General features: G+C 71.3%; 26 protein-coding genes and 1 pseudogene. 15 read left to right on the forward strand and 12 right to left on the reverse strand.

The window, feature by feature from the left end; genetic code table 11:
* Positions 1-195: 195 nt before the first annotated feature.
* The 9 genes and pseudogenes from HNR01_RS15655 (at position 196) to HNR01_RS15695 (ending at position 8,500) form a co-directional block, all read left to right on the forward strand.
* Positions 196-1,191: an AAA family ATPase gene (locus tag HNR01_RS15655; RefSeq protein WP_183668510.1), complete on the forward strand. Its 996-nt coding sequence runs from the start codon at positions 196-198 to the stop codon at positions 1,189-1,191.
* 5 nt (positions 1,192-1,196) lie between these two features.
* Positions 1,197-2,126, forward strand: coding sequence for a DUF58 domain-containing protein (locus HNR01_RS15660; RefSeq protein WP_183668512.1), 930 nt, complete (start codon positions 1,197-1,199; stop codon positions 2,124-2,126).
* Between the two features lie 33 nt (positions 2,127-2,159).
* The gene (locus HNR01_RS15665; protein WP_183668514.1) at positions 2,160-2,618 is read left to right on the forward strand and encodes a DUF4381 family protein; all 459 of its coding nucleotides are present in this window, start codon (positions 2,160-2,162) and stop codon (positions 2,616-2,618) included.
* A 5-nt stretch (positions 2,619-2,623) separates the two neighbouring features.
* A complete protein-coding gene (locus HNR01_RS15670; RefSeq protein WP_183668516.1) occupies positions 2,624-3,643 on the forward strand; it encodes a VWA domain-containing protein in 1,020 nt (339 codons plus the stop codon).
* Positions 3,644-3,656: 13 nt separating this feature from the next.
* A complete protein-coding gene (locus tag HNR01_RS15675) occupies positions 3,657-4,580 on the forward strand; it encodes a vWA domain-containing protein (RefSeq protein WP_183668517.1) in 924 nt (307 codons plus the stop codon).
* Entirely contained in the window at positions 4,580-5,518 is a 939-nt protein-coding gene (locus HNR01_RS15680) for a tetratricopeptide repeat protein (protein WP_183668661.1), read from the forward strand. The genes HNR01_RS15675 and HNR01_RS15680 overlap by 1 nt, the downstream gene beginning before the upstream one ends.
* 170 nt (positions 5,519-5,688) lie before the next feature.
* The gene (locus HNR01_RS15685; protein ID WP_210313302.1) at positions 5,689-6,951 is read left to right on the forward strand and encodes a BatD family protein; all 1,263 of its coding nucleotides are present in this window, start codon (positions 5,689-5,691) and stop codon (positions 6,949-6,951) included.
* Positions 6,952-7,080: 129 nt separating this feature from the next.
* Positions 7,081-7,389, forward strand: a pseudogene (locus HNR01_RS15690) (hypothetical protein); the annotation flags it as partial.
* Between the two features lie 142 nt (positions 7,390-7,531).
* The gene (locus HNR01_RS15695; protein ID WP_183668524.1) at positions 7,532-8,500 is read left to right on the forward strand and encodes a DMT family transporter; all 969 of its coding nucleotides are present in this window, start codon (positions 7,532-7,534) and stop codon (positions 8,498-8,500) included.
* Here HNR01_RS15695 and HNR01_RS15700 read toward each other — a convergent pair.
* From HNR01_RS15700 to HNR01_RS15730, 7 genes are all read right to left on the reverse strand, one after another.
* Positions 8,491-8,775, reverse strand: a complete 285-nt coding sequence (locus HNR01_RS15700; RefSeq protein ID WP_026105957.1) for a hypothetical protein — start codon at positions 8,773-8,775, stop codon at positions 8,491-8,493. The two genes, HNR01_RS15695 and HNR01_RS15700, sit on opposite strands and share 10 nt — an antisense overlap.
* Before the next feature lie 291 nt (positions 8,776-9,066).
* Positions 9,067-10,167 (reverse strand): hypothetical protein, encoded by a 1,101-nt coding sequence (locus tag HNR01_RS15705; RefSeq protein WP_183668525.1) that lies wholly within the window; start codon positions 10,165-10,167, stop codon positions 9,067-9,069.
* Between the two features lie 253 nt (positions 10,168-10,420).
* Complete coding sequence (gene msrB, locus HNR01_RS15710) at positions 10,421-10,837, reverse strand: peptide-methionine (R)-S-oxide reductase MsrB (RefSeq protein ID WP_153874139.1); 417 nt, start codon at positions 10,835-10,837, stop codon at positions 10,421-10,423.
* 105 nt (positions 10,838-10,942) lie between these two features.
* Positions 10,943-12,106, reverse strand: coding sequence for a YihY/virulence factor BrkB family protein (locus HNR01_RS15715; RefSeq protein WP_153874140.1), 1,164 nt, complete (start codon positions 12,104-12,106; stop codon positions 10,943-10,945).
* Between the two features lie 156 nt (positions 12,107-12,262).
* Positions 12,263-13,729: an HWE histidine kinase domain-containing protein gene (locus HNR01_RS15720; RefSeq protein WP_183668527.1), complete on the reverse strand. Its 1,467-nt coding sequence runs from the start codon at positions 13,727-13,729 to the stop codon at positions 12,263-12,265.
* 238 nt (positions 13,730-13,967) lie between these two features.
* Positions 13,968-15,500 (reverse strand): malonate--CoA ligase, encoded by a 1,533-nt coding sequence (locus tag HNR01_RS15725; protein WP_183668529.1) that lies wholly within the window; start codon positions 15,498-15,500, stop codon positions 13,968-13,970.
* Positions 15,501-15,750: 250 nt separating this feature from the next.
* A complete protein-coding gene (locus HNR01_RS15730) occupies positions 15,751-16,203 on the reverse strand; it encodes a hypothetical protein (RefSeq protein WP_017487212.1) in 453 nt (150 codons plus the stop codon).
* Between the two features lie 344 nt (positions 16,204-16,547).
* On the opposite strand from HNR01_RS15730, the gene HNR01_RS15735 reads away from it, so the two are divergent.
* The gene (locus HNR01_RS15735; RefSeq protein ID WP_183668531.1) at positions 16,548-17,465 is read left to right on the forward strand and encodes a collagen-like domain-containing protein; all 918 of its coding nucleotides are present in this window, start codon (positions 16,548-16,550) and stop codon (positions 17,463-17,465) included.
* 7 nt (positions 17,466-17,472) lie between these two features.
* On the opposite strand, the gene HNR01_RS15740 is transcribed toward HNR01_RS15735, so the two are convergent.
* Positions 17,473-18,696 (reverse strand): TIGR03862 family flavoprotein, encoded by a 1,224-nt coding sequence (locus tag HNR01_RS15740; protein WP_183668533.1) that lies wholly within the window; start codon positions 18,694-18,696, stop codon positions 17,473-17,475.
* 313 nt (positions 18,697-19,009) lie between these two features.
* Between HNR01_RS15740 and HNR01_RS15745 the strand changes: the two genes are divergently transcribed.
* Together HNR01_RS15745 and HNR01_RS15750 are read left to right on the forward strand one after the other, a co-directional pair.
* Positions 19,010-20,035: a TerC family protein gene (locus HNR01_RS15745; RefSeq protein ID WP_153874230.1), complete on the forward strand. Its 1,026-nt coding sequence runs from the start codon at positions 19,010-19,012 to the stop codon at positions 20,033-20,035.
* A 142-nt stretch (positions 20,036-20,177) separates the two neighbouring features.
* On the forward strand, positions 20,178-20,471 hold the full coding sequence (locus HNR01_RS15750; RefSeq protein WP_183668535.1) for a hypothetical protein: 294 nt from the start codon (positions 20,178-20,180) through the stop codon (positions 20,469-20,471).
* Between the two features lie 86 nt (positions 20,472-20,557).
* Here HNR01_RS15750 and HNR01_RS15755 read toward each other — a convergent pair whose 3' ends face one another.
* Positions 20,558-21,136: a type 1 glutamine amidotransferase domain-containing protein gene (locus HNR01_RS15755; protein WP_183668536.1), complete on the reverse strand. Its 579-nt coding sequence runs from the start codon at positions 21,134-21,136 to the stop codon at positions 20,558-20,560.
* A 187-nt stretch (positions 21,137-21,323) separates the two neighbouring features.
* Between HNR01_RS15755 and HNR01_RS15760 the strand changes: the two genes are divergently transcribed.
* Positions 21,324-21,545, forward strand: coding sequence for a hypothetical protein (locus HNR01_RS15760; protein WP_096484013.1), 222 nt, complete (start codon positions 21,324-21,326; stop codon positions 21,543-21,545).
* A 748-nt stretch (positions 21,546-22,293) separates the two neighbouring features.
* Here the strand turns inward: HNR01_RS15760 and HNR01_RS15765 are convergent.
* The gene (locus HNR01_RS15765; RefSeq protein ID WP_017487204.1) at positions 22,294-22,683 is read right to left on the reverse strand and encodes a hypothetical protein; all 390 of its coding nucleotides are present in this window, start codon (positions 22,681-22,683) and stop codon (positions 22,294-22,296) included.
* 334 nt (positions 22,684-23,017) lie between these two features.
* Between HNR01_RS15765 and HNR01_RS15770 the strand changes: the two genes are divergently transcribed.
* Together HNR01_RS15770 and HNR01_RS15775 are read left to right on the forward strand one after the other, a co-directional pair.
* Positions 23,018-23,227 carry a cold-shock protein gene (locus HNR01_RS15770; protein ID WP_009866236.1) on the forward strand — a complete coding sequence of 70 codons (210 nt, stop codon included), beginning with the start codon at positions 23,018-23,020 and terminating at the stop codon, positions 23,225-23,227.
* Positions 23,228-23,435: 208 nt separating this feature from the next.
* Complete coding sequence (locus tag HNR01_RS15775) at positions 23,436-23,663, forward strand: hypothetical protein (protein WP_017487203.1); 228 nt, start codon at positions 23,436-23,438, stop codon at positions 23,661-23,663.
* An 82-nt stretch (positions 23,664-23,745) separates the two neighbouring features.
* Here the strand turns inward: HNR01_RS15775 and HNR01_RS15780 are convergent, their stop codons facing one another.
* The gene (locus HNR01_RS15780) at positions 23,746-24,186 is read right to left on the reverse strand and encodes a DUF1489 family protein (protein ID WP_183668537.1); all 441 of its coding nucleotides are present in this window, start codon (positions 24,184-24,186) and stop codon (positions 23,746-23,748) included.
* Positions 24,187-24,285: 99 nt separating this feature from the next.
* On the reverse strand, positions 24,286-25,485 hold the full coding sequence (locus HNR01_RS15785; protein ID WP_183668538.1) for a hypothetical protein: 1,200 nt from the start codon (positions 25,483-25,485) through the stop codon (positions 24,286-24,288).
* Between the last annotated feature and the right edge of the window lie 17 nt (positions 25,486-25,502).

A 25,502-nucleotide genomic window follows, 5' to 3' on the forward strand; every position in this document is an offset into this window, starting at 1 on the left:
TGGCCAGGGTCGCGGCGCGGGATTGACGCGGCGACCGGGCAGCGGGCACACCGGCAGGATTGTGGGACCCATAAGAAGAACCCACGCTGAGGAGACGCGCATGCGGCAGGATCGTTCTCCTGCGACGATGGTCGAGGCTCGACCGGCGCTCGAAGCGCGGGCAGCGGCGTTTGGGCCGCCGGCAGAGGCCCGAGCATGAGCGTCGAGGCACTCGCCCGGCCCGCGGCGGAGCCGGCTCCCGTCCGCGACCGCATCCTCCAGCTCCGCGATGGACTGAGCCACGGGCTGATCGGCGCCGACAAGCTGGTCGAACGCCTGCTGATCGGGCTCCTGACCGGCGGGCACCTGCTGATCGAGGGGGCTCCGGGGCTCGCCAAGACCCGCGCGGTCAAGCGGCTGTCGGACGGGCTCGACGGCTCCTTCGCCCGCGTGCAGTGTACGCCCGACCTGATGCCGGCGGACCTCACCGGCACCACCGTCTGGCGCCAGGATGCGGGTACCTTCGAGTTCCTGCCCGGACCCCTGTTCCACTCGCTGATCCTCGTCGACGAGGTGAACCGCGCCCCGCCCAAGGTGCAGTCGGCGCTGCTGGAAGCCATGGCGGAGGGGCAGATCACCGTCTCGGGCCACACCCACCGCCTGCCCGACCCCTTCATGGTGGTGGCGACGCAGAATCCGATCGAGCATGCGGGCACCTTCCCGCTGCCGGAGGCGCAGCTCGACCGCTTCCTGCTCCACGTCGTCGTCGAGATGCCCGACGAGGCCTCCGAGCGCCGCATTCTCGACCTCGTCGAGGGCGAATTGAACCACCACGCCGAGGCGATGCCGGTGAGGCTCTCGGTCGCCGAGGTGATCGCCGCCCGCGAGGCCGCCCTCGCCACCTACGTCTCGCCGGCTCTCAAGGACTATCTCGTGCGGCTCGTGGCCGGCACCCGCGGCGACAGCGTCGCGCCGGAACTGCGCGCGGCGATCGAGCACCCGGCCTCGCCGCGCGGCACGCTGGCCCTGATGGTCGCCGGCAAGGCGCGGGCCTACCTGCACGGCCGCGACCACGTCGTGCCCGAGGACATCGCGGAGCTCGCCGCCGACGCCCTGTCCCACCGCATCGGCCTGACCTGGCGCGCGGCGGCCGAGGGGCGCACCACGCGGGGCATCGTCGGCGGATTGGTCGAGCGGACCCGGGCGCTGTAGCCGCCATGACCGCGACCGCGGCGCCCGCGAGCGACCCGACCGACGCCCCCGGCATCCATCTCTCGGGGGCCGGGCTGATGAGCCTGCGCCACCTCGCCCGGCGCGGCGTCTCACCCTCGACCCGCACCATCGCCGGCCTGCCCGGCGGCATCGTCACGCGGAAGCGGGGGCGCGGATCCGAGCCCGACGACGTGCGGCCCTGGTCCGAGGGCGACGACCGCCGCTTCATCGACCGCAACGCCACCGCCCGCACCGGCGAATTGCACGTGCGCACCCACCATGACGAGCGCGACCGCGCCGTGGTGCTGCTCGCCGACTTCCGGCCCTCGATGCTGTTCGGCACCCGGCGGGCGCTGCGCTCGGTCGCGGCGGCGGAGGCTTTGGCGCTGCTCGGCTGGCGCATCGTCGGCGATGGCGGGCGCATCGGCCTGATCGCGGCAGGCGCCGGCGAGCCCTCGGTGGTCCGCCCGGCCGGCGGCGAGCGGGCGATGACCGCCGTCACCGGGGCGATGGCCCATGCCCACGCCGCCGCCCTGGCGCGCCCCGCGGCGGACGACCCGCCGCTTACCGACACCCTGGCGCTCGCGCGCTCACTGCTGCCCTCCGGCGGGCACCTCGTCGTCGCGAGCGCCCTCGACGCCCCGGGGCCGGATTTCGAGAGCCTGATCACCGGGCTCGCCGAGCGGCTGTCGATCCGCCTGCTGCTGGTCAGCGACGCCTTCGAACGCACCCGTCCGCCCGGCTTCTATCCCTACGCCCTGCCCGACGGACAACGCGGCACCGTCCAGGCCCGCCGCGGGGCGACGCCCCCCGACGAACTCGATCCGCGCCTCGCCCGCCTCCATGCCTGCGGCGTCGACGGCCTGCGCATCGACGTCGAGGCCGGGCCGGAGAGCTACGCCCCCCTGATGGAGCGGCTCGATGCGGTGTTGTGAGGCCGGGAGAGGGCATGCGGGGAGGGGCAAGGAGTGACCGCCACCCCCGACCTCTCCGCCCTGCGCGGCCTGCATCTGCCCACCGGCGGCAGCGGGGCGGTGCAGCCCGAGATGGTGGCCGCCATCGTCCTCAGCTTCGGTCTCGCGCTGCTCGTCGGCGGGATCCGCCTGCTCCGCGCGCGTCGCGGCGCATCCCTGCGCCGGGCGGCCCTGCGGGAGCTGGCGCTCGCCGCGCGGCTGGAGCCGGAAGCCCGGCGCGTCGCGCAGGCCCGTCTTCTCCGCCGGGTGGTGCGCACGCTGAAGGGTGAGGAGGCGGCGCGCGCCCGCGGCCCCGCCTGGGCGGCGACGCTCGATGCCACCTTCGGCACCGACTTCTTCCGCAGCGGTCCGGGCCGCGTCTTCGCCGACGACCTCTATCGGCGTCCCGAAGCCGTCGATCCGACCGCGATCGATGCCGGCCTCGGCCGCATGCTCGCACAGATCCGGGCCTGACCTCGATGCCCGCCTGGTTCACGGCCCTCGTCTCCGCCTTCGACTTCGCGACGCCGCTCGCCCTGCTGCTCCTGCCCCTGCCGCTCGCCGCCCGGCTGATCCCGCCGGAGCGCGAGGGAGGCAGCGGCGCGCTGCGCGTGCCGCCCACCCTCGTCCGGGGTGCGGAAGGCTCCGAGTCCATCGCTGCCCGCGGACGGCGGCGGCTCTGGCTCATCGGCACGCTCTGGGTGGCACTCGTGGTCGCGCTCGCCGGCCCCCGCATGGTCCTGCCCGCCCTCGCGCTTCCGGCCTCGGCCCGCGAGATCGTGCTCGCCCTCGATCTATCGGGCAGCATGGAGCGCAAGGATTTCTCCCTCGACGGCGAGACGGTGAGCCGGCTCGCCGCGGTGAAGCGCGTCGGCGCCGAGTTCATCCGCCGCCGGGCCGGCGACCGCATCGGCCTCGTCGAGTTCGCCGATCAGGCCTACGTCGCCGCAGCCCCCACCTTCGACACGGCGGCGGTCGCCCGCACCCTGGAGGAGGCGACGATCGGTCTGGTCGGGCGCTCCACCGGCATCGGCGACGGCCTCGGCCTCGCCCTCAAGCGGCTCGCGCCGGCCCAGGTGGCGAACGCGGAGGGCGGCGGTCCGCCCCCGTCTCGCGACAAGGTCGTGGTGCTGCTTTCCGACGGCGCCAACAATGCCGGCCAGACCGCGCCCAAGGACGTGGCGGCGCTGGCAAAAGACCTCGGCGTGCGCGTCTACACCATCGCGCTCGGGCCGATCGACATGGCCGACAACCCGAACAACGAGCAGGACGTGGTCGATGTCGAGACCCTGCGGGCCATGGCCGAGACCAGCGGCGGACGCGCCTTCCGCGTGAAGACCACCGACGATCTGGAGGCCGTCGCCAGCGCCATCGACGAGCTGGAGGGCGGCCGGGCCAAGGCGCCGCCGCTGCCCCTGCGTCGCGATCTCTGGCCCTGGCCGGCGGCCCTCGCCTTCCTGTGCGCCTGCGGGCTCCTGGCGACGCGGCGCCGGACATGATCGGGACAAGTCCATGATCGAGTCCCTCACCCTGCTGCGCCCGCTCTGGTTCCTGGCGCTGCCCATCGTGGCCGTGCTGGCCCTGCGCGCCGCGTGGCGCTCGGCCCCGCTCGGCGACTGGAGCAAGGCGGTCGATCCGCACCTGATGGCCTTGTTCGCCCGAAGCGGCGCCCTGCTCGGCGGGCGGCGGCAGGCCAACCTCGCCGCCGCGCTCGCCGCCGGCGTCCTGGCGCTGGCGCTCACCGGCCCGGCGATCGAGCGCCCGGAAGCCGCGACCTTCCGCAACCTCGATGCCACGGTGGTCGTGCTCGACCTCTCCCGCTCGGTGACCGAGGGCGGGCGTTTCAAGGAGGCGCGGCAGGCCGCGCAATCCGTGGCGGAGGCCGCGGGCACCCGCTCGCTGGCGTTGATCGTCTACGCGGGCGACGCCTACACCGCCCTCTCGCCCACCAACGACCGCGAGACGCTGGCCACCACCTTGTTCGCGCTCGACGCCGACACCGTGCCCGACCGCGGCAGCCATCCCGAGCGCGGGCTGGCGCTCGCCCGCCGGACGCTCGCCGAGGCGAACGTCGTCGCCGCCGACGTGGTGCTGATCTCCGACGGCGACGGCGTCGGGCAGGCGGCCGAGCGCGAGGCCGCCGCGATCCGGGACAAGGGCTGGCAGCTCCACGCCCTGTTCGTGCCCGCCGCCAAGGCGTTGCCGCCCGGCGCGCCCCGCCCCGACCGGGCCGCCCTCGACCGGCTCTCCGGTGCGGGCGGCGGCCGTGCCGCCGACATCGACAACCCGCAGGCGGTGCTCGACCGCGTCGGCGCCTCGACCGCGCAGCATCTTGCGGCGGGCGGCTTCGGCGTGCTCGCCTTCGCCGATTTCGGCCGCTGGCTGCTGCTGCTGGCGCTGGTGCCGGCCCTTCTCCTGTTCCGTCGGAGCGCATGATGGTGGCGCCCGCTCCTTCCCGACTCTTTGCCGGAGCGACGCCCCTCCGGCGGACGCTTCCCATCGCCTTCCCGCGCAACTGGCGGCGGCTCGCGCGCATTGCCGGCCTCGCGCTCGCGGGAATCGGCATCCTCGGCCTGCTGCTCGTGTCGGAGCCGCGCACGACGCTGGGCCGCTTCCTGATGGCGGTCGGGCTGCCGAGCGCGGCCCTTCACGTGTTCGAGGTGCCCGCCTGGTGGGCCGCCGCCCTCTACGAGGCCGGGCGTTATGACGAGGCGATTCCGCTGTTCCGGGCGCAGGGCAAGCGCGGCGCCTACAACCTCGGCAACGCGCTCGCCCGATCCGGCGACCTGAAGGGCGCGCTCGACGCCTACGACGAGGCGCTGACCTACAATCCGCGCGACGCCGATGCGCAGGCCAACCGCTCGCTGATCGCGAGGGCGCTGGAAGAGGAGATCGACCGCGGCAAGGGCGGCGGCATCGCCAACGCCTCGGCCCAGTATGGCGCCCGCTACAACAACACCGCCAACCAGGACCAGAACGACGACATCCGCGCCACCTCCAGCGGCGAGGGTCTGGCCGGCAACAAGGAGGCGAGTTCGTCCGCCTCGCTGCCCGGCACCAGCCCGGTGGCACGGCGCGGCAAGGCGGAGCAGCAGGCGATCGATTCCGGCAAGGGTCAGGCCCGCGGCTCGGCGAGCGACGCGGCCGGCCGCGGCCGCCAGGGCGCCGGCTCGGCCATGGTCGCCGCCGCTCCGGAGCGCGAGGCGCGCCGGGTGACAAAGAGCTTCGAGGCCCACGAGATTCATCCCGACCGGCTCTGGCTCCAGACCCTGCCGGACGAGCCCGGCCGCTTCCTGAAGCTGCGCCTCAAGGCCGAGCAGGCCCGCCGCATCGAGGCCGGCACCGCCATCCCGGGAGGCAGCAACCCGTGGTGATTCTTTTCGACGTTCTCCGGCGCCGCGCGAACACCCCTCTCCCCTCTGCGGGGGAGGGTGGCTGCGGAGCAGGCGCGAAAGGGGCCGGCTCAGGTCTTTCCGGAAAGGGCGCTCCCCTCACCCGACCCGCTTCGCGGGCCACCCGCTCCCGCAGAGGGGAGAGGGGAGTGTTGGCGGCGCTCTGCCTCATCCTGCTGGCCGTCCTCACGCCCGCCCGCGCCATCGAGCCCGGCGACCTCACCCTCACGGTGACGCCCGACCTCCCCAACGGGACCCAGCCCTATGCCCGCGAGATGGTGCTGCTGCGCCTGCGCGGCGTCTATCGCACGCAGATTCTGCTGGAGGAGATGCGCCAGCCGCCGCTGGTCAACTTCTCCTGGACGCAGCTCGGCCGCGACCATTGGGGCCGCACGCGGCTGCCCGACGGTCAGATGGCGCTGGAATTCGAGCGCACCATCGCGGTCTTCCCCCAGCATACGGGGACCTTCACCATCGATCCGTTCATCCACCGCCTCACCATCAACGACAACGGTGAGCGCAAGCAGATCGACGTCCGCTCGGAGCCCGTGCCCTTCCCGGTCGCGGCCTGGACCGGGGCGACCGGCGGCCCCGACGCGGCCGAGCCCTGGTGGCTGCCGGCGCGGGACGTGTCGATCACCGATTCCTGGGATCCCGACCCGGAGACGCTGAACAAGGGCGACACGGCCCGCCGGATCGTGACCCTCGAGGCGCAGGGCATGCTGGCCGAAGGGCTGCCGCCGCGCCCGGTGATGCGCACCCGCGGCATCATCACCTTCGCCGGCCCGGTGAAGCGCGAGACCATCATCACGCCCACCGGCCCGGTGGCGCGGGCGACCTATCAGTGGGACATCAAGAAGGGTGTCTCCGAGGTGATCCCGCTCGACGCGATCAAGATCCCCTGGTTCGACACGCTCACGCGGACCCAGCGCGAGGCCGAGATCCCCGCCCGCCAGATCGGCGGCGGCCTCGCCGACCGGGAGGAGGATCTCAAGGCCGCGGCTCCCGCGTCCTGGCCGGTGCTAGCCGCGGCATCACTTGCCGCCTTCGGTCTCGGACTCGCGCTGATCGGCTTCCGCACCGGCCCCGGCCGCCTTCGCCTCGACCGCGGGCAGGCCCGCGCCCTGCGCCTCGCCGCAGCCTCGGGCGACGCGGCGGCGTTCCGGGCGGCGCTCGGCCGCGCCGAGCAGGCGCAGCCGGATCTCGCCGCGCTCTGGAGGGGCGAGCCCGATCTGGCGCGCGACATCGCCGGCCTCGACCGGCGGGTCTTCGGTCAGGCGTCGCAGAGCGAGAGCTCGGTCGATCTGCCCGGCCTCGCCCGGCGTCTCGCCCGACCCCGGCGACCCGGCCCGTCCGCGGCGCTGGCGCCCGAGCCCCGCCTCGCTCCCCTCGACGGCCCGGTCGCGCGAGCGTGACCGCGCGCGGCTGAACGGCCGCAACCGATCACGGTTTGGTTCCGCACCGGCCCTGCGAGGGCGGGCGGATCCTCCGTGAGGCCCGAGGTGAGCGCTGCGAGCCCGATTCCCTACCGTCCCTCCGTCGAGCAGCTGCGCACCGACGAGGAGACGATGCCGGTCGAGGACGCCTCGCAGCCCTGGCCGGAAGACCAGAGCCCCTACGTCGCGGTGGCCCGCCTGACCGTGCCGCGCCAGGACGCCTGGAGCGAGGACAAGATGCGGCGGATCGACGACGGTCTGGCCTTCAACCCCTGGCACGCACTCGCCGCGCATCGGCCGCTCGGCGCGATCATGCGCGCCCGCCGGGCCGCCTATCCCGCCTCCGCCGGGTTACGGGCGGCGCAGAACGGCTGCCCGATCCACGAGCCGGGCGCCGGCTTCGCCGCAGAGGCGTGACGGGGCCGGCGCGCAAAAACCGTTGAAGTCAGCGGGCTTTCGTTTCGTTCAGAGGAGAAGACCTGCGCCGATCGGGCTGCGCCGGACGCCGGCTTGGTCTACGGCCTCGATCCGGACGTGGGTCGGAAACTGGGAGTGAGACGTGTCCGCCAGACAGGCCGGCGAAGCGGCAGGATCGATCGCCCGTGATCCGCGCCGCCTCGTGGGCATCGCCCTGATGTGCATCGCCCCGGTGTTCTTCGCCGGCCTCGACGCCACGGGCAAGGTGCTGGCTGGGACGGGCGTCGATCCGCTGCTCACCACCTTCATGCGCTACGCCGTCAGCGTCACGCTGGTGACGGCGTTCATCAACCCGGTGACGCGGCCGGGCGTGTCCCACTCCCGGCGCCTGCCGCTGCAGATCCTGCGCTCGCTGCTCCTGTTCGGCTCGACCGCCTTCAACTTCCTCGCCCTGCGCTCGCTCCAGCTCGCGGAGACGATCTCGATCCAGTTCGCCGCGCCGCTGACCGTGGCGCTGCTCGCCGGTCCGCTGCTGGGCGAATGGTCGTCGCGGATGCGGCTCGCGGCGGTGGTGGCGGGCTTCGTCGGCGTCCTCGTCATCGTGCGGCCGGACGCGCTGGTGGCCAAGCCCGCCATCCTGTTCAGCCTCGGTGCGATGCTCTGCTACGCGGTCTACGTGATCGTGACCCGCAAGCTCGCGGCCTACGACTCGACCGCGACGACGATGTTCTACACCGGCCTCGGCGGTCTCGCCGTGATGAGCCCGCTCCTGCCCTGGATCTGGACGGCGCCGCCCTCCGGCACGGTCTGGGCGATGCTGATCGCGGTCGGGCTGTTCGGCACGATCGGGCACTGGCTGCTGGTGCTGGCCCATGCGCGGGCCCCGGCGAGCCTGCTCGCGCCGTTCATCTACACGCAGATCCTGTGGTCGGTCCTGCTGGGCTACCTGCTGTTCGGCGACGTGCCGAGCCTCTGGACGATGCTCGGCGCCGCGATCATCGTCGCCTCGGGTCTCGCCCTCCTGGGTGAGGATGCCCTGATGCGCCGGCACGCGCGGCGGAGAGCGCCCCCTCCCCCGCGCGATGACGCCGCCAGCCGGCCTCAGCGATAGTGGCGATGATGGCGGCGGTGGTGATGGTCGTGGCGGTGCGAGCGCATCCGCGTGCGGTAGGCGCGACGGCCGGGATCGATGCCGAGCGCGCCGTTCACGCCGCCCACCGCGCCGCCGACGGCGCCGCCCACGATCCCGCCGATCGGTCCGGCGACGCGATCGCCCTCGGCGGCGCCGCGGCGCATGCCGCCCGGAATACCCTGGGCCTGAGCCTCACCGGCGATGGGCAGGAGGCACAGCATCAGACCTGCAGCGGCGATGGCGAGACGTCTCATGGCGGAGATTCCTCATTTGTTAGGCAGACTTAACCGGCGCTCCGCGCGAGCTGGGAGCGACCGGATGCCAGCCAACGAAGCGTAGCCCTTTCCGGTTCCGGTGTGCCGGGGCGCCATCCCCAGCTTCTGCCGGCCGGTTCGACCTGCAAGGTCTGAAGGCGGGTTCGGCAGCGCGCGGCAGGCGCCCTCCTCGCCCCGGAGACCGCCACCGTTCGAGGACGGAGCAAGAAAGCCGGCCCCTGCCGGGGCCGGCTTTCTCAGATCTCATCGGTTCTCAGGGGCGGCCGCCGCTCAGGTCTGCTGCGTGCGGCGCGGCCGGACCTGCCAGCGCTCGAACGCCTCGGTCACCTCCTCGTCGCGGCCCGGCTCCTGCGGGTTCCGGATCGCCGCGCCCAGCGCCTTCGACAGGCTCTCGATCACGTCGTCGATCCGCGCGTCCGGCGCCAGCCGCTCCCCGGATTCGCCCGCGGGCTTGCCGGCGTCGGCCGCACCTTGCGTCTCCTCCGGCTTGGCCGCCTCGACCGCCTGGGAGGAGGCGGGCTCCTCGGCGGAGGCCGATTCAGGGGCCGGCTCCGGCACGGGCTCGGCTGCCGGCTCCTCGGCCCGGGGCGGCTCGGTCGGAGCCTCCTCGGCCTTGGGCGCCTCGGTCGCGGGCTCGGCGGCAGCCGCCGGGAGAGGCTCTTCGGCGGCCTGAGGCTGCTCCTCCGACTTGGCCTCGGCCGCCGTTGCAGGCTCAGCCACGGCCGCGGCGAGGAGCGCCTCCGGGATCGGAGGGTGGCGCGGCGGCTCGAGCGAGCGGGCGGGGGCCGAGGTCTCCCGCGACGGTGTCGTCGGCTTCGATGGGGAGAAGGGCGGGCGATTGGAGCCGAAGCGCGGCTCGATCAGGTCGAGCACCGCATCCAGAGCGGCGTTGCTGAGGGGGATGTCGCCGGGGGTCGGGACGCCGGTGAGCGCGATCGACTGGCCGTCATAGGCCTTGTCCGTCGTCACCTCGGTGCCGAACCAGACCGGCGGCGTGAAGCTCTGGGCGGCGGCGGCATCGGGGAAGACGAGGCTGACGATATCGAGGCCGGACGGACGCACGTAGCGATCGACCAGCGCCTCGGCCGAGCCGCCGAGGGAGACCGTGGTGCGCTCGTAGACGGCCCGGCCCTGGCAGACGTCGAGGAGGGCGTCGCCGTGGGCGCGCGGCACCTCGGTGCGCTCCTCGGCCATCGCGCCCTCGGAGCCGGTCATCAGCACCAAGAAGCAGTTGGTGCCCTGCAGGCGCACGAACGAGGTCCGTCCGGCCTGAGGCGCGAAGTAGCCCTCGGTGACACGGGAGCCGCCCCTCTCCTTCCGCAGGAGGCGGACCAGAGAGGGCGCCACGAGAAACCGGCGAACGACACTCATTCACTTCCCTCCGCGGGTCGGCATGCACCGGTCCGGGACCGGCCCGGACGCTCGGCCTTCGGGGCGCCGATCCGGAGCGGGATCGGCGGCCGCCCACCGTACCGGACAGGGGCGGTTCGCGAAGACCGGGGCGTTAACCTCTTCTTCAAGGGGCCTTCATGGCGAAGTGTTGAGCCCGAAACAACCACGCCGCAAGCCTGGAGGCAGAAAAGGCGTGGAATTCATGGGATGAAGCCCATGGATTCCGATGCGTTCAACCCTCCGGCTCGAAGCCGAGGGCGACGCCGTTCATGCAGTAGCGCAGACCCGTCGGCGCCGGTCCGTCCTCGAAGACGTGCCCGAGATGCCCCTTGCAGCGGGCGCAATGCACCTCGGTACGGGTCATCCAGTGGCTGCGGTCGACCTGCGTCTCGACCGCGCCGTCGAGCGGCGCGAAGAAGCTCGGCCAGCCGCTGCCCGACTCGTACTTGGTGCCGCTCTCGAACAGCGGGGCGCCGCATCCGGCGCAGGAGAACGTGCCGGGGCGCTTCTCGGCGTTGAGGCCGCTCGTGCCGGCCCGCTCGGTGCCGTGCTCGCGCAGCACGTGATATTGTTCAGGTGTCAGCGCCGCGCGCCACTCGTCTTCCGTACGAAGTCCGGGATCTGCCCCGATGACGTCGGATCCGGCCATTGTCGCGTTCCTCGGTTCGTTTCTCATTCGGCAAAATGGTGCCGGGCACCGCTTGTCACGAGTGCGACCCTCTCGCGCAAGAACCGATGATACGTTGTCCGAGCCTCAGGCCGCCGCGCCCACGGTGTCGGCCATGCGCGCGCCGCGCTGTCCCAGCGGCTTCTGCGGGCTCGTGGTCGAGTCGCGGGCGGTCTGGTGCTCGATCTCGGCGTTGATCTCGCCGCCGAGCAGCACGATCGTCGCCGAGATCCAGATCCAAGTCATGAAGCCGATCACCGCGCCGAGGGATCCGTAGGTCTCGTTGTAGTTGCCGAAATTGGCGACGTACCACGAGAACAGGATCGAGGCCGCGAGCCACAGCAGGCCCGCCACCACGCTGCCCGCGCCGACCCAGCGCCAGCGCGCCCGTTCCCGGCTCGGGCCGTAGCGGTAGAGCACGGCGAGCCCGCCGAGCAGCACGACGAGCAGCGCCGGCCAGCGCGCCATGGCGATGAGGCGCGCGCCGTCGCCGAGGCCGAGGAAATTGAACACCACCGGCAGCACGACGATCGCCATCAGCGCCAGGATGATGAACAGCAGCGCGCCCGCGGTGAAGGTGAGCGAGCGGACGTTGAGCCAGAAGAAGTTGCGCTTCTCCTCCTCCTCGTAGACCACGTTGAGCGCATCGAACATCGCCTTCATCGCGGCGTTGGCGCTCCACAGCGACAGCGTCAGGCTGGTGAAGAAGGTGAAGCCCAGGGTGCCGCTGCCCTTGGTGGCGATGCGCTTCACCTGCTCGCCGATGATGTCGATGGCGCTCTCCGGCAGCACCCCGTGCAGCGTGGCGAGGTGGACGTTGATCGTGTTCACGTCGGCCACCAGCCCGTAGCAGGTGACGAGCGCGGCGATGGCCGGAAACAGCGAGAGCAGGGTGTAGAAGGTGACGCCCGCCGCCACCGAGAGCACCCGGTCCTTGTTGAATTCCAGGTAGACCCGCGTGGCGATGTCCCACCAGCCGGGAGACGGGATCTCGCCGGGATGGTCGGCCGCGCGCCCGCGGTCCTGCTGCGTCGCCGCCACCCAGCGGGCCGAGCGGCCCTCGTGGGAATGGGCGCCGCCGTTGCGCTCCTTCGCGTCGGGCGGATCCGGCTGATCCTGCGGCTCGTCGTCGGGCCGGCGCCGGGGTGCGGCGGCGAGCGCGACCAGCGCCGCACCCATCATCAGGGTCCAGAGCACGGAGGCCGTGCCCTCCGCGGGAGATCGGGGCGAGGTCGGGGGAGAGGACGGCATCGTTCGGCGGGGTCGGGCGCACGCGCCTTTCTGTGAGACGCGGTTCAACCCCCGATCAGGCTTGGCCGTTCCCTCGGAGCGCGGGGCATCCCCTGGAAAAATTCAAGATGAGAGAAGGCGATGACGCGGAACGCCGTCATGACGTCACCACGAACGTCAGCCGCCCTCGCGCTCCGGCAGCGGCGCCTCGACGGTGAGAACGAGGCCGCGGGCGCGGTAATCGATCTTGGCCTCGCCGCCGAACTCCGCGGCCAGCACCCGCTCGATCATCCGCGTGCCGAAGCCGACCCGGGACGGCTTCTCGACCGGCGGGCCGTCGAGTTCCTCCCAGCGCATCAGCAGGCGCTTGGACGCCGTCCCCTCGATTTCCCAGTTGAGGATCACACGGCCCGAATCGTTCGAGAGGCCGCCGTACTTGACCGCGTTGGTGGCGAGTTCGTGCAGCGCCATCACCATGGCCAGGGTCAGGCGCGAGGTGAGGCGCACCTCCGGCCCGCCGACCCGGATGCGATTGCGCGGGCTGACCCGGAACGGCTGCAGGGCGCTCTCCACCGCCTCGGCCAGGGTCACGCCGGCGGTCGCCTCCGACGTCAGGATGTCGTGGGCGTTGGCGAGCGAGTTGAGGCGCGCGTCGAGGGTGCGGCGGGCGTCGTCCAGGGAGGCGGCGTTGCGCAGGGTCTGATGGGCGATCGACTGGACCGTGGCGATGGAGTTCTTCACCCGGTGCTTCATCTCGGCGGCGAGCAGCGCGCGCTGCTCGTCGGCCCGCTTGCGCTCGGTCACGTCGAGGGAGATGCCGGCCATGGAGAGCGGCGCCCCGTCTGCCCGGTAATAGGCCCGGCCGCGCAGCTGCACCCAGCGCACCTCCCCGCAAGGCGCCGAGACGCGGTGCTCGACGTCGTAATCGGACCGGCGGTCGATGGCGGCCTTCATCGCCGCCTGCATCCGCTCGCGATCCTCCGGCACCACGGCCTCGACGAGATCGTCGTAGGTGAAGGGCTCGCCCAGAGGACGGCCGAAATTCTGCTTGCACAGGTCCGAGGCGACGAGCCGGCGCTCGGCGAGGTCGAGGCTCCAGGCGCCGAGCCGGCCGGCCGCCAGCATGAATTCGAGGCGGTGCTCGCTGCGGGTGAGGGCGTCGTTGCGGCGCTCGACCTCCTGTTCCAGCGCGTCGCGGTCGCGCTGGAGACGCACCATGCGGTCGCGCTCCAGGGTGACGTCGAACTGCGAGGCGAAGAAGTAGGTGAGCTGCCCCTCGTCGTCGAAGACCGGCGAGATCAGGAGGCGGTTCCAGAACACCTCGCCGCTCTTCTTGTGGTTCAGCAGCTCGAGCTCGATCGGCACCCGCCGCTCGATCGCATCGCGGATGCGCGCCACATCGCGCGGATCCGTCTCCGTCCCCTGCAGGAAGCGGCAGTTGCGCCCGAGAATCTCGTCGCGGGCGTAGCCGGTCAGCTTGATGAAGGCCTGATTGACGAAGATGATCGGGTTGTCGGCCCGGTGCGGGTCGGTGATGAGCATCGGCATCCGCGTCGCCTTGACGGCGGCGGCGAACGGATCGGAGCTGTCGGAGACGCGGACCAGCTCGGCATCGATCCGGTCCTGCTCGGTACTGCTGGTCACGTTCGAAGAAAACTCCGCGGTTCGGACAAGACACACACCGCGGGCTCGCAGCGGCAGGCGTGCCGCCGGGACGGCTCACCCCCGGAACCATATCGCCCGCTCTTACCACCTGCACCGCGAAGCATCGCATCACAGGCTTGAGAGCGCCAGCGCTGCGCATGTACGGTGCGTCACGGCTCGGACGAATCCGGCGGCGGTCGATCCGCCTCCGGAGCGATCGCGGTCGGGAGACCAGCCCTCAGCCGCGATAGAGGTCGGCGTGGGCCTCGCGCAAAAGATTTTTCTGCACCTTGCCCATGGCGTTGCGCGGCAATTCGGCTGCGAACAGCACGCGCTTGGGGCACTTGTACTTGGCCAGACGGCCCTCCAGGGCCGCGAGGACCGACGCCTCGTCGGGTGCGCCCTCGCCCGGCACCACCACCGCCGTCACCCCTTCGCCGAAATCGGGATGGGCGAGACCGATCACCGCGGATTCGACGACGCCCGGAAGCGCGTCGATCTCGGTCTCGATCTCCTTGGGATAGACGTTGTAGCCGCCGGTGATGATGAGGTCCTTGCCGCGGCCGACGATGTGAACGTAGCCGTCGCGGTCGATCTTGCCGAGATCGCCCGTGATGAAGAACCCGTCCACCTTCAGCTCGGCGGCGGTCTTCTCCGGCATGCGCCAGTAGCCCTGGAACACGTTCGGGCCCTTGACCTCGATCATCCCGACCTCCTCGGGGCCGAGCGGCGCGCCGGTCTCGGGCTCGACCACGCGAAGCGTCACCCCGGGCAGCGGGAAACCGACCGTGCCGGCGCGCCGTGGCCCCTCGTAGGGATTCGAGGTGTTCATGTTGGTCTCGGTCATGCCGTAGCGCTCGAGGATGGCGTGGCCGGTGCGATGCTCCCATTCCCGGTGCGTCTCGGCCAGGAGCGGCGCGGAGCCCGACACGAACAGGCGCATATGGGCCGCCACCTCGCGGGTGAGACCGGGCTCCTTCAGGAGGCGGGTGTAGAAGGTCGGCACCCCCATCATCGCGGTGGCCCGCGGCATCAATTCCAGGATCTTCTTCGCGTCGAGCCGGGGCAGGAACAGCATCGTGCCGCCGGTGGCGAGCACGATGTTGGTGGCCACGAACAACCCGTGGGTATGGAACACCGGCAGGGCGTGGATCAGCACGTCCCGGTCGGTGAAGTGCCAGTACTGCGCCAGGGTGAGGGCGTTTGATGCCAGGTTGTCGTGGCTCAGCATCGCGCCCTTGGAACGCCCGGTCGTTCCCGAAGTGTAGAGGATCGCGGCGAGATCGTCGGGTCCGCGCGGCACGTCGGCGAAATCGGGGCTCGCCGCGTCGGCGGCCTCGGCCATGCTGCCGTGCCCGGCGGCGTCGAGGGTGCGCAGTTGCGGCACGCCGGCCTGCGCGGCCACCGCCGATAGGTCGCCCTCGCGGTCCGGGTCGCACACGAACAGCGCCGGCTCCGCGTCACCGAGGAAGTAGGCGATCTCGGGTCCGGTATAGGCGGTGTTGAGCGGCAGGAAGATCGCGCCCGCCCGCACCGCGCCGAGATAGAGGAAGATCACCTCGGCGCTCTTCTCGACCTGCACCGCGACCCGGTCGCCGGGCCTCACGCCGAGGGCCTGGAGAGCGTTCGCGTAGGCGCCCGAGCGGGCGATCAGGTCGGCGTAGGTGTAGCGCGCGCCGTCCGGCGTCTCGATGAAGACCTTGGCGCCCGGCTCGGCCGGGCAATGGGTGCGCACGAGGCCGAACAGGTGGTTGACGGTCGGGACGGCCATCGCGGTTTTCCTCACCAAATGTCTTTCGCCCGATCCATGCGCCTGAGCGTTGCGCTCGATCCCTGCGCCCGATCCGTGCGATGGAGTTCTTGCCCTCCGCATTGGCGCGGGCGTGCCTTTCGTTCAAGCGGGAACGATCGGGAAAGAGCGGCGGCCGGTCTCAGGCCACCCGCACTGTCAGCCCCTGACCCGAGCCGGCAGAGCGTCGCACAGGCCCGCCGAGACGCTGTCCGCTCGAGCGGATAGCATCTCACTCCGTCGGGATGCGTCCGACGGAGCAGAGCGTGCGAAGCGCGCCGGCGCTGTCGGTGTAGCAGCTCGCCGACCAGCCGTTCTGCTGGATGAAGGATTTGCGGCCCTCGCGCAGGGCGGTCTGGTAGGCCCGCGCCAGGATCGGCTGCACGGTCGCGGCCGGTTCGCCGACGACGAGTTCGGCGGCGATCGTCAGCTCGCGGAAATACTCGGCGGAGGGCGATGGATCGCCCGACGACGCCTGCACGATGGGCTGCGCGCGGCAGGTGAGATCGAGCCGGACCCCGCTCGCCGCCCTCACGTCGATGCTCGGCCCGACCCGACGGCCGGCCTTCCTCGCCCCGGTCGCCTGGGCGATGCGGGCGGCGAGGGCGTCGCACGCGTCGGCCTGCGCGGCGACCGGCACGACGGGAGAGAGAAGAAGCAGGGTGGCGAGAAGCGGGCGAAGCATGGCGGCGGTTCGGTCTCGAGGTCGCAAGGCCCGGCCCGTCGCATCCCCGTCGCATCCCGCGGGTCGTCGGCGGACCGGGTCCTTGCCGGCCTTCTTAGGATATCGGCTCATCGATGGCTCGCGCTTTTCTCCGGTCGCGCAGGGGCGGCCGCGCCGTCCCGGCCGCTCGGCGCACCCGTCTGTGGACGAAGCCGGGAAGAGCGAGATCATGGAACGGCTTGTCCTGTGGACGGGCACTGTGGACGGTTGTGGAGGGACGGCCGGGCTTGACCCTGAGCGACCCGCAACCGAAACCTGCCCCCGCCACGCCGGAAGACGCGCGGGACAGGAGCGGAGGAGCGAGGATGCCGAAGACGCGGAGCCTGGGACGACGGAGCCCGATGCGCGCGCCGATCCTGATCGCGCTGGGCCTCGCCCTCGCTGGGCCGGCGGCGCAGGCGCAGGCCCCTTCCCAGGACCAGCCCGCAGCGCAATCGCGACCGGCCCGCACCCGCGCGAAGGCACCGAGCCAGCCGGTTCAGCCGATCCAGATCTGGGACGCGCGCATCGAGGGCGGCAACCTGCAGGTCACCGGCAGCGTGCGCCGGAGCGGCGTGACCGTGATCCTCGACGACGACATCTCCGTCCTCTCCGATCGGCGCGGACGCTTCGAATTCCGGTTGCCCTACCGGCCCGCGACCTGCGTCGCGGTGATCAAGGCCGGCGAGGACGAGCGCGAGGCGGTGGTCGCCAACTGCGCGCCGGAGGGGCCGGCCGGTAAGCCGGGCGAGCCGGGTCCGGCCGGACCGCAGGGCAGTGCCGGGCTCCAGGGACCGCCCGGTCCCGCGGGCGCCACAGGCCCGAAGGGCGAGGCGGGGCCCAAGGGTGAGGCTGGACCCAAGGGTGAGGCCGGACCGAAGGGCGAAGCGGGACCGGCCGGGCCCGCGGGTGCACCGGGCCCCAAGGGAGAACAGGGCCCCAAGGGAGAACAGGGCCCCAAGGGAGAACAGGGTTCCAAGGGCGCGCAGGGTCCGGCGGGCGAGCGCGGCCCCAAGGGTGAGGCGGGTCCGAAAGCCGAGTCCGCCGCGACGGTGGCGGCCCCGTTCCGTGTCGTGCGGGCGCGTGCCTGCACCGATGCGGGCTGCACGCTCATCTGCGACGCGGGCGAGGTCCTGGCCTCCGCCACCTGTCAGGCTAGCGGCGCGGCGGCCCTCGAAGGGGACACCAAAGCGTCGTGTCCGGCCGGCAGCGGCGGCATGGTCGGGATCTGCGCCCGGCCCTGAGCCGGGCTCAGCTCCGGCCGTCCAGCCAAGAGAGCATCCCCTTCGCCGCCGCACGCCCGCTGGCGAAGGCAGCCTGCAGCAGGTAGCCGCCCGTCGGCGCCTCCCAGTCGAGCATCTCGCCGGCCAGGAAGAGGCCGGGCCGCGCCCGAAGCATGAAGTGCGCGTCGAGCTCGGCGAAGGTGACGCCGCCGGCGGTCGAGATCGCCCGCGCGATCGGAGCCGGCGCGACGAGCCGCAGGGGCGCCGCCTTGATCGCCGCCGCCAGTGCGTCCGCCTCCGGCGGCAGGGCGTTGGCGTGCGCCTCGCGCAGCAGGCCGATGGCGGCCGGGCTCAGCGAGGCCGCCTTGCGCAGGCGGGTGGAGAGACTCTCACCAGGGCGGCTTCGGGCAAGGCGCGCCGCCAGCGCCCCGGCGCCGAGATCGGGACGGAGGTCGAGGCTGAGTTCGGCGGTGCCGTCGCGCTCCACCGCCTCGCGGATCGGCCGCGACAGCGCGTAGATCACGCCGCCCTCGATGCCGTCCGCCGTGGCGACGGCCTCGCCGCGGGCGCTTGCCCCGCCGATATGCGCGGCGAGGCGCTTGAGCGGCTCGCCCGCGAAGCGCTGCGCGAAATGCGCCGACCACGCGACACGGAAGCCGACATTGGCGGGTTTGAGCGGCGCGACGGTCACGCCGTTCCGCTCCAGCAGCGGAACCCAGGCCCCGTCCGACCCGAGCCGTGGCCAGCTCGCGCCGCCGAGTGCGAGCAAGGTCGACCGCGGCCGGACGACCTGCGGGCCATCCGGTGTCTCGAAGCTCAGCGCGCCGTCCTCCAGTCCCACCAGCCGGTGCCGGGTGCGGATCGTGACGCCGAGAGCATCGAGGCGGGCGAGCCAGGCGCGCAGCAGCGGCGAGGCCTTGAAGCTTTGCGGGAAGACCCGGCCGCTCGACCCGACGAAGGTGGTCTCGCCCAACCCCTCGCACCACGCCCGCAGCGCGTCCGGCGGATAATCCGCGACGGCGGCCGGCAGCCGCGGATCGACCGGGGCATAGCGCGCCAGGAAGTCCGCCAGCGGCTCGGAATGGGTGAGGTTGAGCCCGCCGCGCCCGGCGATGAGCAGCTTGCGGCCGACCGACGGCATGCGCTCGTAGACCGTGACGGACCGGCCCGCCTCGGCGAGCCGCTCCGCCGCCGCGAGGCCGGCCGGCCCGCCGCCGACGACGGCGATTTCGTTCTCTCGATCCGCATCCATGATCCGCGGCAGGGCCCCGTGCGGCCGGCGCTGTCAAGCGGCGCAGGCTCGAAAAGCCACCATTCGCTGTCTGAGTGACGCGGAGGGCGGAAAATCGCGCTGCCCTTGATTCGACGCGATCTCCCCTCTAACTGCCCGACATCGGCTGCGGGCCCCTCTGGCGGAACGCGCACCGTGTCCCTCGCGACGCCCCCGGACTCCGGTGAGGCCCTTCGTCCGCCGGTTCGGCGGCCCGTTCGGGAGGGATGCGGCAGACGCCTCCGCGATGTCGGAGCCGATGCTCTCCCGAAAGCGAAGCATCCGGTCCCGCACGATGATGATGGAATTTCTCACCCACGAGTGGCTCGGCAAGCCCGTCTGGATGTGGCTCGGCTTCCACGCCCTGGTGGCCGGCCTGCTCGCCTTCGATCTCGGCCTGCTCCACCGCGACAAGAACCACGAGATCGGCGTGAAGGAGAGCCTGCTCCTCACCGCCTTCTACTTCACCCTCGGCCTCGCCTTCGGCGGCTGGATCTGGTGGATGCTCGGTTTCGATCCGGCCCAGGAATACGTGACCGGCCTCGTGATCGAGAAGTCGCTGTCGATGGACAACGTCTTCGTGATCGCCGTGATCCTCACCTCCCTCGGCGTGCCGCGGGCAGCGCAGCACCGGGTCCTGGTCTGGGGCATCCTCGCCGCAGTGCTGCTGCGCGGCCTGATGATCGGGCTGGGCTCGGCCCTGGTCCAGCAGGCGCACTGGGTGCTCTCGGTCTTCGCCGCCTTCCTGATCTATGTCGGCATCAAGATGCTGGTCTCGAAGGAAGAGGACGAGCAGGACGTCAAGAACAGCGCCTCGATGCGCTTTCTCAAGAAGTGGGTGCGCATCACCGAGAAGCCGGAGGGCCAACACTTCATCGTCCGCAAGCCGGACCCGAAGACGGGTAAGACCGTTCGCTGGCTCACGCCGCTCGCCGTGGCGCTGGTGCTCGTCAATATCGCGGACGTGATCTTCGCCGTCGACAGCGTGCCGGCGATCTTCGCGATCACGACCGACCCGTTCATCGTCTACACCTCGAACATCTTCGCCATTCTCGGCCTGCGCGCGCTCTACTTCGCGCTCGCGGCAATGGTGGACCGCTTCGCCTATCTGAAGACGGCGCTCGCCCTCATCCTGCTCTTCATCGGCGCCAAGATCGTGGTGGCCGACACCCTCGAACTCGTTCACCTGCCGCCGTGGGTCTCGCTCGTCGTCACCCTGGTCCTGCTCACCCTCGGCGTCGTCTACAGCCTGTGGCGCACCCGCAGGGCGGCGGAGCCGGAGAACCAGAAGACTCCGGCGGAGATTGCGCACAGAACGTGAGGCAGCGAAGGCCCGCGCGAGCGGGCCTTCCCGATCCGGCACGCCTCGTCGGCACGATCCTGGACGGTTCGTTCACGATCCTGCGCGATGATGGCGAAGGGTCGGGGAACCGGCCGCGTTCCCTGCGTTTTCGGGCCCGACCATGCGGCGTTTCCTGACCGGCGGCATCAAGGCGATCCTGGCCATCGCCGTCCTCTCCACCGCCGCCCACTGGGCGATGCGCGTCCAGCGCGAGCCCGCAACGCCGGCCCTGCCGGTGGCGGCGCTCGCCGATCCGGTCACCACCGGCTCCATCGCCTCGCGCAAGGCCGAGCGCGCGGAGGCGGCGGTCGTGCCGGCGAGCCTCGGCGGACTCGACCAGGACCACCTCGCCAAGCTGATGGCCGGCGCAGCCTCGGAGCGGCCAAAGCTGCAGAAGGCCGTCGCCAAACGCTGACGCACGGGACCCAGCATCGGCTCGGATCGGGCATGAGAAAGCCGCCGGCCCGAAGGCTGGCGGCCTTGTCGTTCGAGGGAGCGGGATCAGGCGGCGAGCTGGCGTGGCTCGTGACGGCCTTCCTTCACCTCCTCAATGATCTTGGCGCAGAAGGCATCGAGGTCGCCGGGATTGCGGCTGGTGATGATGCCGCTATCGGTCACGACCTCCTTGTCCTGCCAGTTTCCGCCCGCGTTGATCACGTCGGTCTTGATCGAGGCGAACGACGTCAGGCTGCGCCCCCTGACCGCTCCGGCCTCGATCAGCAGCCAGGGGCCGTGGCAGATCGCGGCCACCACCTTGCCGGAGGTGAGGAAGGCGCGCACCACCTCCAGCGCCTTCGGCTCGAGGCGCAGCTTGTCCGGGTTGATCTGCCCGCCCGGGAGAACGAGGGCGTCGTAATCGGCGGGGTTCACGCTCTCGATGTCGAGATCGACCGGCACGTTCTTGCCCCAGTCGGTCTTGTCCCAGCCGCGGATCGCATCCTTCGACTGGCGGGATTGCGGGCTTGCCACGGTGACCTTGGCACCCGCCTCCTTCAGCTTGGTCTGCGGGACCGTCAACTCGCTCTCCTCGAAGCCGTCGGTGGCGACGATGAGGATCTTGGCCTCGCGGATATCGGGCATGGCATTGGCTCCGTCTGTATCGGGAATTGCCGGGCCAACCGATCGCCCGGGACGAGGTTCCGAGCGGTGTCCCGCCTGCGGTGTGAGCGCCGCAGGCGAGCGGGCGAGGAGACGAAGGAAGAACGGAACCGGACCAGGAGGCAGGTGTTGGACCGCCATCCCCCGAAACGAACGAAGGAGGCGGTCCATGGCCAATCCCGGCATCCCGACCCCCGAGCCCACTCCCGGCGGACAGATCCCCGGCGATCTTCCGCCGCCCCCGCAGCCCGACGACCAGCCGGATATCGGCCCGACCGGTCCGCGCACGCCCTACCCGGTCGATGATCCCAACATCGACGAGCCGCGCGGCCCCGGCTCCGAGCCGGACTACCTGCCCGGTGGCCCGACGGATCCCGGGATCCGGCTCTGATCCAAGGGACGCCGCGCCCCGGTCGCGAGATCGGGGCGCGGTCGTCTCATGGGTCGTCTCATGGCACGATTGCAGCCCAGCCCTCTGACGACGCCGAACTTTCACACCATCCAGCTCTCTGCCCGCCGGTGGTGAGACTCACCTGCCTCAGCGCTCATTCTCCTGCATGCAGAGGCGGGGGCTGAGTGGGATGTTCAGGCAATGAGTGGCCGCCGCGCTCGTCGGATCAAGCCCAGCTACGTGCGAAAGCGGCATGAGCTTGCCGATCGCGTTCACTTCCGATCGGCCCGGGGCCTCCATCGCCACCACGAGGAACTAGATCGGTCCGATGCCCTCTGCTCGCTCGATGGGCCGCGCTCAGTGACGTTCGGGACCACGTTCACGGAGCCGGAATTTCAGCCGCAGACCGTCCCGGTACGCATGAGGGTGGTCGGCACCGGCGCCGCCGGCATCGTCCTGGCGGACCGATCATCGGGACGGGGGTCGATGCCTAGACAGGTGCGGCCATGGATCACACGGCAACCCCATCGCCGTCCCTCTGGTGCCGGATGAGCTGCCGCGTGCCGAGCGCACAGGCCGCCGCTGGCAGCGAGCCGCAGGGCTGCCTTCGCTAGGCCGAAGGGCACCGCCGGCTTCGACAGGATCGAAGGGCCGCGATCTGACAGATACGAGAGCGATCCCCCCCCAGCGGACACGCGGCGGACAAGTGCTTGTGAGACCGGTTCCGGCCGGATCTCGAAGACGGCCCTCAATGACCGCCGTGCGAGGTCCTCACGTCGCGCGGCGCGGCCAGGATCTCGCTGAGGCTGGAGGCCACGTGACGGGCCTCTTCGTCGGTCAGGCGAAGCTGGAACGGCGGCAGCGCGCCGGCCTGAAGGGCCACCACGGCCTGACCCTGCTCGTCGGTGCCGACCTCGATGGCCGAGGAGGTCACGTCGAGCATGGCGACCTCCTCGTCGCCGTTCTCATCGGCCAGGTCGACCTCGCCGTCATCGTCGATGGCCGTGAGGAGCTGGCCGACGGCGCGCACGAGGGCGCGGGCGGCGCGAGCGTCCATGACCACCGCCGTCGATTGGTCGTCCTTCTGGAACGAAAGCTGGATGTTCGCGCCTTCGAGGGAAACCGAGATACCCGCCATGAACCGCCTGACCGAACTGCCTTGAGGGCGGTCCCGTAACCGCCTGGATTGACGTTCATATATGCACCGGCCCAGGGCTTTGTCACAGGGTGGCGGGAGCGGTACTCCGCGATCGGGTCCGGGGCTTCGCACGAGGCTCCGCGCCGGTCGAATCGCATTCTGCCTTGTTAAGGCCGCAACGGCGGCCTACATACAGTTCTGACGGGCGCGGCGAGGCGAAAGGCTTCGATTGATCCGCACATCGCCCGTCATCCCGCAAAATCGGCGGACGCTACCACGTGCTCGCTTCGAGCAGATGCTTGCGCGTGGCGTGTGAAGAACGAAGGAACTATTCGTGGATACTGGGACTGTTAAGTGGTTCAACGAGACCAAGGGCTACGGCTTCATCCAGCCGGATAACGGTGGCAAGGACGTGTTCGTCCACATCTCCGCCGTCGAGCGGGCCGGCCTGCGCAACCTCGTCGAGGGCCAGAAGGTTTCCTACGAGGTTCTGACCGATAAGCGCAGCGGCAAGGACGCGGCCGGCAACCTTCAGGCGGTCTAATCCGCCTCAGGGCCGGTGCAGAGCCGGCCCGACCGCGCCATCTGATGACCAACGAAGCGGCACCCACCGGCTAGTAGGACCCCGGAAACGCGTTTCCAGGGGTGCCTCACGGCGGGCGCCGCCGATTCAAGACGACACAAAACAACCAGAAACGACGCCGGCCACGCCAGAAGGTGGCGCGGGATCCGGCGAGAAAGAAGAAAAGACAATGACATTCGAGTTCCGGCGCCATGAGGGCGCCATCTCGCCGGTGACCAACGCGGCGACTTTCCGGGTGGACAGCGTGGTCGATACGCAGGCGCGCAACGCGCAGGCCGACCTCAGCCACCTCATCGACCCTTCCTACGAGTATCACTCGCCGCGCGAACTGCGCTGGCATCTCGCCGACCGCCTCGGGATCACACCGGGCGCCGTGCGACTGAAGGAAGCGGCCTGATCGACCCCGGCCTCGCACCCTCCGGCGCGGGGCCATCCCGGCGACTACGCCGCGAGGCGCGGGCGCCCGGTCAAACCTCCGGTCAGATCAATCCCAGAGCGACCAGTTCGCGCCGCAGGCTCTCGGGCATCTCGGCGACTTCACCGGCACTGGCCCGGTCGAGGTCGGCCGGCGCATCGCGGGCCTCGAGGTAGCGCCAGCCCTGGAACGGGCGGCAGGGGCGCGGCGAGACCGGCGTCACCGCCGGATCGAGCACGAGCCGGCACCGATCGATCCCGTCGCTTCCCGTGACCGGCTCGATGGCGCGGATCGACTGGCGACAGGTCAGCGTCCCCTTCATCACCCAGTAGATCGATCCGCCCCCGGCGATGGCCTGCGCCCGCTTGGGGAACATGCGCGTGACGTGCGCCGTCACCGGCTCCTGGCCGAGGCGCACGGCCTCCGCCCGGTTATGGGCAATCCGCGCCTCCAGCTCCTCGATGGAGGCGGGACCGACGCACAGCTTCAGGAGATGCAGGGCCATGACGCGGGCCCCTATACGCCATCGGCTCGAAAAGGGCCGCCGGTTTTCCGACGGATCGATGCGGCATGAAGCGCCGCACGGGTTCGATCCGTCACGCCCTCACGCGAACAGCGCGATCTTCTCCTCGATGCTCAGCGTATCGAGATCGGGGAAGGCCAGGGCGAGATCGTCCTCGGCGCCCACCTCGGCAACGGCGACGACCAGCGGCTGGGCCGCCGGCATGGCCGCTTCGGGCTCACTCGGGACGACGAGGTCGGCGATCGGATCGGCCTCCTCAATCCCGTCGGCTTCCACGTTCTCCGCGTCGATGTCGGAGAGGATCCCGTGATCCTCCGGATCCGGCGCAGCCTCGACGGGCGCCGGATCCGGAAGCTCGGAGACGGCGTCCGGAGCCGGTTCGGCCGCGGCTTCCGCTTCGACCGCCTCCACAATCAGCATTTCGGGGGACGTGGGTTCGGCGGCCCCCTCCTCGGCGAGGAGCATGGCGGGCGCCAGCGCCTCGGCGGTGATCGGCGCCTCGTCGAAGGCAGGCTCCGTCTCGCGGCTCTCCGGCAGGAAGGCGAGATCGTCGTCGAGGGCCACGGCCGGCAACGGCGGCAGGGTCGCCCTGGCCGGGGCAGGCACCGCCCCCTCCATGTCGAGGAAGCGGTCGACGTCGCTCTGATCGAGGGCGGCCGCCTCGGCATGGGTCTGCGGGGCGAGAGAGGGCACCAACTCGTCGGGATTGCCCCAGATCCCGATCATCGAGGCGATGCGGTTCTCGAGGTAGCGCAGAGTATGGACCACGCGGCTCGTCCGCTGTGCCGTGAGATCCTGGAACGAGCAGGCGGTATAGATCTGCGTGGCGTGCCGATCGAGGGCGCCGCACAGCTCGGGATCGGCACCGGTCTCGCGCAGCGTCCAGGCGGCTTCCTGCACCTCCTCGGCGGCGCTGAGGATGTCGGAAGTCGCCCGCTCGGTGGCGCGCACGATCGCGTCCAGGGCCTCCGAGGCGACGGTGAGGCGGCTCTCGCCCTGCTCCGGCGCGGAGAGGGCGGCCACCTCGGCGCGTGTGCGGGCGATGGCATCGGCCATCTCCATCAGGTCGCCGCGGAAGCGGCCGACGTCGTCCGGCCGGTCCGTGGTGACGACGTTCTCGATGCGCCGGATCGCGTCCAGCAGCACCTCGGTGTCGGCGTTGCGGTTGCGGCGCGCGTATTCGGTGAGGAACCACCGGCCCCGCTCGGTTTCCCGGACGGCGTCCTCGATGGCATCGTATTGCGACGCGTCCAGCGGCGTCAGAGAACGGGAACTCGACATCACACCCCGCACGGACT

This window comes from Methylorubrum rhodesianum, from assembly GCF_014199985.1.
Classification (GTDB): Bacteria; Pseudomonadota; Alphaproteobacteria; order Rhizobiales; family Beijerinckiaceae; genus Methylobacterium; species Methylobacterium rhodesianum.